At 68.5% G+C, this 10,451-nt stretch carries 14 protein-coding genes; 10 read left to right on the forward strand and 4 right to left on the reverse strand.

What is annotated here, in order from left to right; translation table 11 throughout:
- Nucleotides 1-38 precede the first annotated feature (38 nt).
- Together ACXRVZ_RS23050 and ACXRVZ_RS23055 are read left to right on the forward strand one after the other, a co-directional pair.
- Entirely contained in the window at nt 39-269 is a 231-nt protein-coding gene (locus tag ACXRVZ_RS23050) for an addiction module protein (protein ID WP_457427657.1), read from the forward strand.
- The gene (locus tag ACXRVZ_RS23055) at nt 266-562 is read left to right on the forward strand and encodes a type II toxin-antitoxin system RelE/ParE family toxin (RefSeq protein WP_457427655.1); all 297 of its coding nucleotides are present in this window, start codon (nt 266-268) and stop codon (nt 560-562) included. The genes ACXRVZ_RS23050 and ACXRVZ_RS23055 overlap by 4 nt, the downstream gene beginning before the upstream one ends.
- Here ACXRVZ_RS23055 and ACXRVZ_RS23060 read toward each other — a convergent pair.
- Both ACXRVZ_RS23060 and ygfZ read right to left on the reverse strand, forming a co-directional pair.
- Entirely contained in the window at nt 559-807 is a 249-nt protein-coding gene (locus ACXRVZ_RS23060; protein ID WP_457427653.1) for a DUF4936 family protein, read from the reverse strand. The genes ACXRVZ_RS23055 and ACXRVZ_RS23060 overlap by 4 nt on opposite strands.
- Nucleotides 807-1,694: a CAF17-like 4Fe-4S cluster assembly/insertion protein YgfZ gene (gene ygfZ, locus ACXRVZ_RS23065; protein ID WP_457427651.1), complete on the reverse strand. Its 888-nt coding sequence runs from the start codon at nt 1,692-1,694 to the stop codon at nt 807-809. The genes ACXRVZ_RS23060 and ygfZ overlap by 1 nt, the downstream gene beginning before the upstream one ends.
- Before the next feature lie 46 nt (nt 1,695-1,740).
- On the opposite strand from ygfZ, the gene mltG reads away from it, so the two are divergent.
- From mltG to ACXRVZ_RS23100, 7 genes are all read left to right on the forward strand, one after another.
- Nucleotides 1,741-2,736, forward strand: coding sequence for an endolytic transglycosylase MltG (mltG, locus tag ACXRVZ_RS23070; RefSeq protein ID WP_457427649.1), 996 nt, complete (start codon nt 1,741-1,743; stop codon nt 2,734-2,736).
- The gene (gene tmk / locus ACXRVZ_RS23075; RefSeq protein WP_457427647.1) at nt 2,733-3,353 is read left to right on the forward strand and encodes a dTMP kinase; all 621 of its coding nucleotides are present in this window, start codon (nt 2,733-2,735) and stop codon (nt 3,351-3,353) included. The genes mltG and tmk overlap by 4 nt, the downstream gene beginning before the upstream one ends.
- Nucleotides 3,347-4,351, forward strand: a complete 1,005-nt coding sequence (locus ACXRVZ_RS23080; RefSeq protein ID WP_457427645.1) for a DNA polymerase III subunit delta' — start codon at nt 3,347-3,349, stop codon at nt 4,349-4,351. Before tmk ends, ACXRVZ_RS23080 begins: the two co-directional genes overlap by 7 nt.
- 82 nt (nt 4,352-4,433) lie before the next feature.
- Nucleotides 4,434-4,814, forward strand: a complete 381-nt coding sequence (locus ACXRVZ_RS23085; RefSeq protein ID WP_457427681.1) for a PilZ domain-containing protein — start codon at nt 4,434-4,436, stop codon at nt 4,812-4,814.
- On the forward strand, nt 4,814-5,599 hold the full coding sequence (locus ACXRVZ_RS23090) for a TatD family hydrolase (RefSeq protein ID WP_458232862.1): 786 nt from the start codon (nt 4,814-4,816) through the stop codon (nt 5,597-5,599). The genes ACXRVZ_RS23085 and ACXRVZ_RS23090 overlap by 1 nt, the downstream gene beginning before the upstream one ends.
- Nucleotides 5,596-6,249 (forward strand): ankyrin repeat domain-containing protein, encoded by a 654-nt coding sequence (locus tag ACXRVZ_RS23095; RefSeq protein WP_457428098.1) that lies wholly within the window; start codon nt 5,596-5,598, stop codon nt 6,247-6,249. Before ACXRVZ_RS23090 ends, ACXRVZ_RS23095 begins: the two co-directional genes overlap by 4 nt.
- Nucleotides 6,250-6,364: 115 nt before the next feature.
- A complete protein-coding gene (locus tag ACXRVZ_RS23100) occupies nt 6,365-6,592 on the forward strand; it encodes a hypothetical protein (RefSeq protein WP_457428100.1) in 228 nt (75 codons plus the stop codon).
- 63 nt (nt 6,593-6,655) lie between these two features.
- On the opposite strand, the gene efp is transcribed toward ACXRVZ_RS23100, so the two are convergent.
- The gene (efp, locus tag ACXRVZ_RS23105) at nt 6,656-7,210 is read right to left on the reverse strand and encodes an elongation factor P (protein WP_457428102.1); all 555 of its coding nucleotides are present in this window, start codon (nt 7,208-7,210) and stop codon (nt 6,656-6,658) included.
- 94 nt (nt 7,211-7,304) lie between these two features.
- Nucleotides 7,305-8,324, reverse strand: coding sequence for an elongation factor P maturation arginine rhamnosyltransferase EarP (gene earP, locus ACXRVZ_RS23110; protein ID WP_457428104.1), 1,020 nt, complete (start codon nt 8,322-8,324; stop codon nt 7,305-7,307).
- Between the two features lie 32 nt (nt 8,325-8,356).
- Between earP and uvrC the strand changes: the two genes are divergently transcribed.
- The gene (gene uvrC, locus ACXRVZ_RS23115) at nt 8,357-10,345 is read left to right on the forward strand and encodes an excinuclease ABC subunit UvrC (protein WP_458232863.1); all 1,989 of its coding nucleotides are present in this window, start codon (nt 8,357-8,359) and stop codon (nt 10,343-10,345) included.
- Nucleotides 10,346-10,451: the final 106 nt, after the last annotated feature.

Genomic DNA, 10,451 nt, shown 5'->3' on the forward strand with positions numbered 1-10,451 from the left:
CCGTCATCCGCTGACCCACAGTAATGCTGGAGGCCGCCATGCCCGATCCCGTCGCCGAACTCGCCGAGCAAGGCCGCAACCTTTCTCCCGAAGACCGGGTGCGCTTGCTCGATCTGTTGCTGGAGTCACTGCAACCCACGTCGACGCCGCTCAGCGACGAAGCCTGGGCACGGGAAATTGAGCGGCGCGTGACAGCGCACGAGCGGGGCGATGGCAGCCTGCACGAGCTGGATGACGTGATGGCCGAAGCCCGACGGCTGGCCCCTTGAAACCGCTGCGCCTGCGCGGCGAGGCGCGCGCCGAGCTGCTGCGAGAGACGGCTTACTACGAAAGCAAACGCGAGGGCACAGGCAAGCGTTTTCGTGAGGCGGTCGCCGCGTCCTTCGACTTGATCCGCCGCTTCCCAATGGGCGGTGCTCCCGGTCCGGCATCGACGCGACGCACCAAGGTCAAGGGCTTTCCGTTCACCGTGGTCTACCGGGACGAACCGGCCGCAGTCATCGTGTTCGCGATCGCGCCGGACCGGCATCAGCCTGGCTACTGGCTGCCCCGAACCGACTAACCCAGCATCTCGAACCGCTCCACCTTGCGCTCACTGGCCAGCCACTGAGCCATCGCCGCCGCCACCTGCGGCTCGCGGTGGCCCCAGCCTTCGGGGTAGATCTCCATCCACGTCCACTGCCCGTCGTCATTCGGCTCGGGGCGTTGCAGCAGCTCGATGGGCGCCTCGACGCGTGCCTTGCGGAAAGCGATGAGGGCAGCGTCGACGTTGTCGGCGGCGACGCGGTAGTAGACGTAGAGCTGCATCAGTCTTGAGGCGGAATCTCGTAGGGCAGGGCGCGTGGCTGCAAGGTCGCACCCGACGCGCTGCCCAGGTGCAGGCTGCCGCCTTCGAGCGTCGCCAGCTTGATCTCCGCGGCGATCAGCGAGTGGCCATCGCGTGAGCCAGCACTGGCGACGACACCGGCCGGTTGCGCGGGGTCGGCGCTGTGGAAGATTTCCTGGCCGACTGTCGCCGCACCTTCGGTCTCAAACACCTGCAGCCGCCGCTTCAACGTGCCGCGGTACTGGCTGCGCGCCACGATCTCCTGGCCCGGGTAGCAGCCCTTCTTGAAGCTCACGCCGCCCAGCACCTCGAAGTTGATCATCTGCGGCACAAAGGCCTCGACGGTGGCGCCCCGCACCCAGGCCACGCCGGCCTCGGCTTCGGCCCAGGCCCAGTCGTCGGGCGTGATCGCCTCGCCAGCCGGCGCAGGCGCATCGGCCGGCTGCACGCGCAATGCGCGGCCCGTGCCGGGCAGGGCGATCTGCACCGCTTCGCCATCACGGCTCAGGGTCCAGGCCTCTGCGGACGGCATGCTCAGCAGGCCATAGACCGCGAACTCCGCGCTTGCATCGCTGAGCTTGCACTTGGCGCGCATCACGAACATGGACAGGCGCTTCAGCGTCGCTGCCAGCGTCTCGGCCGGCAGCGCCAGCAGGATCTCTTCGTCGCCGCCGCGCCAGCCCACCAGCGTCGCCAGCAGCCGGCCCTTGGCCGTGCAGAAGCCGGCAAGCCGGGCATGCTCGCGGTCGAGCAGGGCGAAGTCTTGGGTCAGCTGGCTGTGCAGGAAGCTGGCAGCGTCGGCGCCCAGGGCGCGGATGACGCCCCAATCGCTGAGTCGGAGTTGGGAGGCTTGGGGGGCTTCAGACATGGGCGGAATTATCATCGGCCCCCTTTGGGCAGACCCGGGCAAGGGCATGAAGTGGTTGTTGCGGGCGCTGCTCGTCTTGTTGTTGATCGCGGCGCTGGCCGCAGGCGCCGTGTGGCAGTGGCTGCGCAGCCCGCTGACGCTGACCGCGCCATCGGTGGAGTTGTCCATCGAACCCGGCACCAACCCGGCCGAGGTCGCCCGCGCCTGGGTGGCGGCCGGTGTGCTGACGGATGCAAGGGTGCTCTACCAGTGGTTCAAGTGGTCCGGCCAGGCCAGGCAGATCCGCGCCGGCAGCTATGAGGTCCACGCCGGCATCACGCCGCGCGCGCTGCTCGACAAGATGGTGCGCGGCGACCAGATCCTGGAGCAGTTGCGCCTCATCGAAGGCTGGAGCTGGCGGCAGGTGAGGGCGGCGCTGGCTGCCGCACCGTCGCTCAAGCCCAGGACGGCCGAAATGAGCGACGCCGAGGTCATGGCCGCGCTCGGCGAGCCCGGCGTCACACCCGAAGGCCGCTTCTTCCCCGACACCTATGCCTATAGCCGTGGCGTCAGCGACCTCACCGTGCTCAAGCGCGCCCACGCCGCCATGCAGGGCCGCCTCGCCGCCGCCTGGAGCAAGCGCGCCGCCGACCTGCCGTTGAAGTCCGCCGAAGAGGCCTTGATCCTGGCCTCCATCGTCGAGAAGGAAACCGGCACGCCGGCCGACCGCAGCCGCGTTGCCGCCGTGTTCGTGAACCGCCTGCGCGTCGGCATGCCGCTGCAGACCGATCCGACCGTCATCTACGGCCTTGGCGCCGCCTTCGACGGCAATCTGCGCAAGCGCGATCTGCTGGCCGATACGCCCTTCAACACCTACACGCGCGGTGGCTTGCCGCCCACGCCCATCGCCATGCCCGGCGCGGCCTCGCTGCAGGCGGCGCTGAACCCGGCGCCGGTCAAGTCGCTGTATTTCGTGTCTCGCGGCGACGGCAGCAGCGAGTTCAGCGATGACCTCGCCGCGCACAATCGCGCGGTGAACAAATACCAGCGCGGCGGCAAGTGAATCAGGGGCGTTTCATCAGTTTTGAAGGCATCGACGGTGCCGGCAAGTCCACCCACATCCAGGCGGTGGCCGACTGGTTTCGCGCCCGTGGCGCCGACGTGCAGCTCAGCCGCGAGCCCGGTGGCACGCCGCTGGCGGAGTCGCTGCGCGACATCGTGCTGAGGGAGCCCATGGGCTCGCTGACCGAGGTGCTGCTGATGTTTGCGGGCCGACGCGACCACGTCGAAGCCGTCATCAAGCCCGCGCTGTCCGCCGGCAGGACGCTGCTCTGCGACCGCTTCACCGACGCCAGCTTTGCCTACCAGGGCGGCGGCCGCGGCCTGCCGCTGGCTGTGCTGAATTTGCTGGCCGACTGGGTGCAGGAGGGCACCGAGCCCGAGCTGACGCTGTGGTTTGATCTGCCCGCCGAACAAGCTGCCGCGCGCCGCGCCAGTGCGCGAGAGGCCGACCGCATCGAGCAACTCGACCTGGACTTCTTCGAGCGCGTACGCGCCGGCTACGCCGCCCGTGCGGCCCAGGCGCCGCAGCGCATGGTTCGCATCGACGCGAGCGGCACGGTCGAGCAGGTCGGCGCTGCCGTGCTGGCGGTTCTCGCCGAGCGATATCCCGCATGTTGAACGCCGATCTCCCCTGGCTGCAGGCGCCGCTGGCCGACGCGCTGGCCCGCGCCCGCTCGCATGCGCTGCTGGTGCAAGGCCCGGCCGGCGTCGGCCAGCTGGAGCTTGCCGTCAAGCTCGCGCAGAGTTGGCTTTGCGAAGCGGCGGCGCCCGCACAACCCGCTTGCAATCAATGCCCCAGCTGCAAGCTGTTCGCCAGCGGCACCCACCCCGACTTCCAACTGCTGCTGCCCGAGGCTCTCGACGCGTCGGCGCGCGAGTCGCTCGGCCTGCCGTTCGAGGAGCTGGAAACCAAGGCCGGTAAAGCCAAGCCCAGCCGCGAGATCAAGGTCGAGGCGGTGCGCAACCTGCTCGCCTTCGCCCAGGCGACATCGGCGCGCGGCCGGGCCAAGGTGGTCGTCATCTTCCCGGCCGAGGCACTGAACGGCATCGCGGCCAACGCCTTGCTGAAGACGCTGGAGGAGCCCTCCGGCCTGTTGCGCTTCGCACTCGCCAGCCATGACAGCGCCAGCTTGCTGCCCACCATCCGCAGCCGCTGCCAACCTGTGCCTCTGGCGCTGCCCGAGCGCGCCGCCGCGCTGGCCTGGCTGGCGTCCAAGGGCGTCGACGGCGCCGAAGGCCTGCTGGCCGCGACCGGCGGCCGGCCGCAGCAGGCGCTGGAATGGTCGCAGGCGGGGCTGAGCGATGCCGCCTGGCAGGCGATTCCGAAGCGCGTCGCGCGCGGCGAGGTGCAAGCCCTGTCCGAGCTGGCGCCGCCGCGCGCCATCGACGCCTTGCAGCGCCTCTGCCACGACCTTCTGCGCCGCAGCCATGGCCAGCCAGGCCAGTTCTTCGCGCCGACGGCCCTGCCGTCGCCCAGACGCGCCGCGCCGCTGCTGGCCTGGGACACCGAGCTGAAGCGCGCCGCCCGCCATGCCGACCACCCGCTGAACGCCAGCCTGTGGATCGAGGCGCTGGTGGCGCAAGCCCAGGCGGCCATGTCGGCGGCCATTCGATGAATACACTCAGGCCATGAGCGACGCCACTTCCAAGCAGGGCCCGGCTTCCCTGCAATTCCAGCCCAGCCAGCACGGTGGCGCCTTGCCGTTGCCCACGGTCAGTGGTTCGGCCAGCAGTTCGCAGGCGCGGCCCAGCGTCATCCAGCTGGTCTTCCGCGAGAAGTCGGCGCTCTATGCGGCCTACATCCCGGCCTTCACCGAGGGCGGCCTGTTCGTGCCGACGACGCGCGACTACAAGCTCGGCGAAGACGTCTACCTGCTGCTGGCCCTGCCCGAGGACAACCAGCGCTACCCGGTGGCCGGCAAGGTCGCCTGGCTGACGCCGGCGAACGCGTCCGGCGGCCGCACCCAGGGCGTGGGTGTGCGTTTCCCCGGCGACGACAAGACGCGGCTGATCCGCGTGCGCATCGAGGAAGTGCTGGGCACGGCGATCTCGTCGAGCAAGCCCACGCAAACTCTCTGATGTTTGTTGATTCCCATTGCCACCTCAGCTTCCCCGAACTGAAGCAGAGGCTCCCTGACATCCTGGGCGACATGCGCAACGCGCAGGTCGTGCAGGCCATCTGCATTTGCACGCAGATGGAAGAGTTCGAGGCCGTGCACGCGCTGGCGCTGGAGAACGATGTGCTCTGGGCCACCGTCGGCGTGCACCCCGACACCGAGGACATGCGCGAGCCCGACGTGGCCGAGCTGGTGCGGCTGGCGGCGCTGCCGCGCGTCGTAGCCATCGGCGAGACGGGGCTGGACTACTACCGCCTGAACGGCCGCAGCATCGCCGACATGGAATGGCAGCGCGAGCGCTTCCGTACCCACATCCGCGCGGCCAGGCAGGCGAGCAAGCCGCTGGTCATCCACACCCGTTCCAGCGCCGCCGACACGCTGCGCGTGCTGGACGAGGAGGGCGGCGAGCTGGCCGGCGGCGTCTTCCACTGCTTCACCGAGACGGCCGAGGTGGCGCTGGCGGCCGTGGAGCGTGGCTACTACATCTCCTTCTCCGGCATCGTCAGCTTCAAGAACGCGCAGGACCTGCGCGACCTGCTCAAGCTGCTGCCGCTGGACCGGGTGCTCATCGAGACCGACAGCCCCTACCTCGCCCCCATGCCCTTCCGCGGCAAGACCAACTCGCCGGCCTATGTACCGCACGTCGCCAAGGCCGTGGCCGATGCCGTGGGCCTGCCGGTGGCCGAACTGGCGGCCCTCACGACGGCCAACACGCGGCGCCTCTTCAAGCTGCCGGAGCCAGCATGAGAGCGCTGCTGATTGCCCTGATCTTTGCTGCCGCGACCAGCGCGCAGGCGACGCCGGTCGACGACCTCGTCGTTGCCGCCGAGATGAACGACCCCCGCGCGGTGCTCGCGTTGCTGCTTAAGGGTGTGGACCCCAACCTGGCGGACCAGCGTGGCCGCACCGCCTTGTTCACCGCTGTGCGCGAGGGTTCGCAGAAGGCGCTGGAAAGCCTGCTGGCCGACCCCAGGACGCAGGCGGACGCGCTCAACGCCGATGGCGAGACGCCGCTGATGCTGGCCGCCGTGCGTGGTTCGCTGCCAGCCGCCAAAGCACTGGTGAAGCGCGGCGCGGCCGTCAACCGCAAGGGCTGGACGCCTTTGCATTACGCCTGCAGCGGGCCGGACAACGGCGTCGCCGCCTTTCTCATCGCTGAAGGCGCCGAACTCAACGCGCGCTCCGAGAACGGCACGACGCCGCTGATGATGGCGGCCCGCTACGGCAATGGCGACCTGGTGCCGCTGCTGCTCAAGGCCGGCGCCGAGCCGCGCGCGGCCAACGAGCAGGAGCTGACGGCGGCCGACTTCGCCCAGCGCAGCGGCCGCGACAAGATGGCCGCCCAACTGCGCCAGGCCATGGCGGAGCGCCAGCGCGCGGCGAATACCGAGAAGTAGTTCTCGCCGCAGCGGGCGTGTAGGGGAAAGTCTTACAGCGCCTAGCGCGCTGTGCCGACTGTTGCGAAAAGATGGGCCTGCCTACAGTGGACTCATCGTCAACAGGAGGCTCACCATGCTGTCCACCACCCCGAATCTGGCTGATCCGTTTGCCATGCTGATCGCTCCCGAGCAGGTGATGCACGCCATCGAGTGCTCCGACCGCCTGACCCGCCTGCAGCGCCGCGTCTACCGCCCGCTGGACCGGCCCTGGATCCCGGTCAAGGCCTCGGCCGACTTCGACAGCGAGATCGACGCCGAGCTGGAAGTCGAAATCCCGGACCTCTCGGACGACGCCGAATAAAGCAAAACGCCCGCTGATGCGGGCGTTTTGCTTGGCGAGGCCGTTGGCCTCCAGTTCAAGCGCTTAGACGCGCTTGCGGTACTCGTGGGTGCGGGTATCGATTTCGACCTTGTCGCCGTTCTCGACGAACGCCGGCACGGAGATCTCGAAGCCGGTGCCCTTCAGGCGAGCGGGCTTCATGACCTTGCCCGAGGTGTCGCCCTTGGCGGCCGGCTCGGTCTCGATCTCGCGCACGACGCTGGTGGGCAACTCGATGGAGATGGCCTTGCCGTCGTAGAAGGTGACTTCTGCGGCCATGCTGTCTTCGAGGTAGGACAGCGCGTCGCCCATGTTTTCCGACTCGACTTCGTACTGGTTGTACTCGGTGTCCATGAAGACATACATCGGGTCGGCGAAGTAGGTGTACGTGCACTCCTTCTTGTCGAGGATGATCTGTTCCATCTTGTCGTCGGCCTTGAAGACCAGCTCGGCGCCGGAGCCGTTCAGCAGGTTCTTCATCTTGATGCGCACGGTGGCGGCGCCGCGGCCACCACGGCTGTATTCAGTCTTCAGCACGACCATCGGGTCCTTGCCCTGCATGATCACGTTGCCGGCGCGGATTTCTTGTGCGAGTTTCATGGTGTGTTGCGAAGTTGGGGCCGACGTTGCCAGCCGATGAACCGTTGCAGCGCACCAGATTCCGTCTCGGCTTGGCGCGGCAAAGCCCAACATTCTAGCGGGAAGCCCCTACAAACCCGAGAAGCTGGCTGAGCAGATCGGCCTGGGCCGCCAACTGCGCACGCCATGCGGGTGCATGCGCGTTGGCATCGGCGAGGCCGGACAGCGGCAACGGCAAGGCGCCGAGGCCGTTCCAGCCGCGCCAGACCACACGCCAGGCCTCGGGCAGGCCGGCGCGGGCCATGAAGGCCTCCAGCTTGGCGTGGTGGGCATCGTCGTCCTGCGGATAGATCTGCCAGACGAAGGGCTTGCCGGCCCACTGCGCGCGCACGAACGAGTCCTCGCCGCGGACGAAATTCAGGTCGCAGGCCCACAGCAGCCGGTCGTAGTCATCCTGGGCCAGATAGGGCAGGGCGGCCGTGCGCAGGCCGGGCCGGTCGGTGACCAGAGCCTGCAACGGCCCGGGGCAGGTCAGTAGCAGCGTCGGCTGATCGGCGAGAGCATCCAGCAGCGCCGGCAGGGCCGGATTGGCGTAGGCGAACAGGCTGACGACGCGCTCGCCCGACCGCGCCGCCCAGCCGCGTTCGGCCAGCCAGGCCGGGCCGTCGAAGCTGGCGATGCGCTCCAGCAGCCCCGGCTCGCGCAGCAGCCCGCCGGTGCGCGGCGTGAAACCGGGGTAGAAGAAATGCTTGGTCAGCCCCGCGCCCGGGCCGCTGAACTGCGGCGATGCCAGGCCGTGGCTGCGTTCGACGTAGTCCTCAGCGCTGAGGTATTCCAGGTTGATCCAGCGCGGCGCTGCTTTGCAGGCAGCCATGTGAGCGATGAAGGCGGGCGGCACGTCGCAGCCAAAGGCTTCGATGACGACGTCGCCCGGTTGTGCGTCCACGTCGCCCTCGGGCCAGGCGCGGATCTCTATACCGTCTGGCAACTCAGGCGCCATCCACGCCAGCGCGCTCGCATCGTCTAGCCACAGCCTGACGCCATGCCCTCGCGCCGCCAGATCACGTGCCAGCCGCCAGCAGACGCCGAGGTCGCCGTGGTTGTCGATGACGCGGCAGAAGATGTCCCAAAGCATGGATGCGATTGTCCCAGGCCAGAATCTCGCCAATGTCCAGCCCGCCCCCTTCCCCCGCCGACCTCGGCGAGCAAGCCCCCGCCGAGCGCGCCGCCATCGAGGCCGCCGAGAAGCAACGCGTCGCCGACATGGAGGCCGCCGCGCGCGAGACACGCGAGAAGCTGCTGATCGAGGTCAATGCGCTGCCGGCCATGCCGGGTGTCTATCGCTACTTCGACGCCAAGGGCGACGTGCTATACGTCGGCAAGGCGAGGGAGCTGAAGAAGCGCGTCTCCAGCTATTTCCAGAAGAACCACGGCGGCTCGCGCATCGGCCTGATGGTCTCGCGCATCGCCCGCATGGAAACAACGGTGGTACGCACCGAGGCCGAGGCGCTGCTGCTTGAGAACAACCTSATCAAGACGTTGAACCCGCGCTTCAACATCCTGTTCCGCGACGACAAGAGCTACCCCTACCTGAAGATCACCTCGCACGCCTGGCCGCGCATGGCCTATTACCGCGGTGCGGTGGACAAGCGGCATCGGTACTTCGGCCCCTTCCCGAGCGCCTGGGCGGTGAAGGAGTCCATCCAGCTGATGCAGAAGGTGTTCCGCTTACGCACCTGCGAGGACAGCGTCTTCAACAACCGCAGCCGGCCCTGCCTGCTGCACCAGATCAAGCGCTGCTCTGGGCCCTGTGTGCCGGCTGGCCAGACGGCCGAGTACGCGCGTGACGTGCAGAGCGCCGAACGATTTCTGCGCGGCGAGACCGACGAGGTCATGGCCTCGCTGCAGGTGCAGATGGGCGCCTACGCGGAGCGCTTTGAGTACGAACTGGCCGCCGAGGTGCGCAACCAGATCCAGGCGCTTTCCAAGGTGCTGCAGCAGCAGGTCATTGAGGAGAGCAGCGCCACCGGCGGTGAGCGCGACGTGGACATCCTGGCCGTCAAGGTGCAGGGCGGCAAGGCCTGCGTGAACCTGGCCATGGTGCGCGGCGGCCGGCATCTGGGCGACAGGGCCTTCTTCCCCAAGCATGTCGAGGACGCAACGGCCATCCAGCTGGACGACGAAGAGCTGCTGTCGCCCGAGCGGCTGGTGCTGGAAGCCTTCATGGCCCAGCACTATCTGGCGTCGCCGCTGCCCGGCCTCATCGTCGTCAGCGAGGCGGTTGATGCCAGCCTCCCCGATGCGCTGAGCACCCAGGCCGGCAGCCGCGTCACCGTGCAGGCGCAGCCGCGCGGCCAGCGGCGCATCTGGCTGGAGATGTGCGTCAAGGGCGCCGAGCTGGCGTTGGCGCGGCTGCTGGCCGAGGAAGGCTCGCAGCAGGCGCGCACCCGGGCGCTGGTTGATGCGCTGGACCTGTCCGTCGCCGAGATCGACAAGTTCCGCGTCGAATGCTTCGACATCAGCCACACGGCCGGCGAGGCGACGATGGCGAGCTGCGTCGTCTTCGAGAGCCATCAGATGCAGAGCAGCCAGTACCGCCGCTACAACATCGAGGGCATCACCGGCGGCGACGACTACGCCGCCATGCGCCAGGTGCTGACGCGCCGCTACGCCAAGATGGCCGAGGCCGCCCAGCTGGGCACCGGGCGGCTGCCCGACCTCGTGCTGGTGGACGGCGGCCGTGGCCAGGTCAGCATGGCGCGGGAAGTTTTCGAAGAGCTGGGGCTGGATCTCAGCCTTATCGCCGGTGTCGAGAAGGGCGAGGGCCGCAAGGTTGGCCTGGAGGAACTGGTATTTGCCGACGGCCGCGAGAAGGTCTACCTGGGCCGCGACTCCGCCGCGCTGATGCTGATTGCCCAGATCCGCGATGAGGCCCATCGTTTCGCCATCACCGGCATGCGCGCCAAGCGCGCCGCCACGCGCACTGGCGGGTCGCGGCTGGAAGATGTGCCCGGCGTCGGCCCCAAGAAGCGCTCGCAGCTGCTGCAGCGCTTTGGCGGCGTGCGCGGCGTGGCGGGCGCCAGTGTGGACGAGCTCTGCAGCGTGAAAGGCATCTCGCGCGAACTCGCCGAAGATATCTACCGCGCCTTGCACTGAAGCAAGATGCGACAAGAACAGACCCGGAGGAGAACACATGTCCATCGCTGACCGTTCCAGGACTGCCGCGCCGTGGCTGATCGTGCCCCTGCTCGCTGCCTGCGGC

It is taken from the genome of Roseateles sp. P5_E8 (assembly GCF_054177665.1).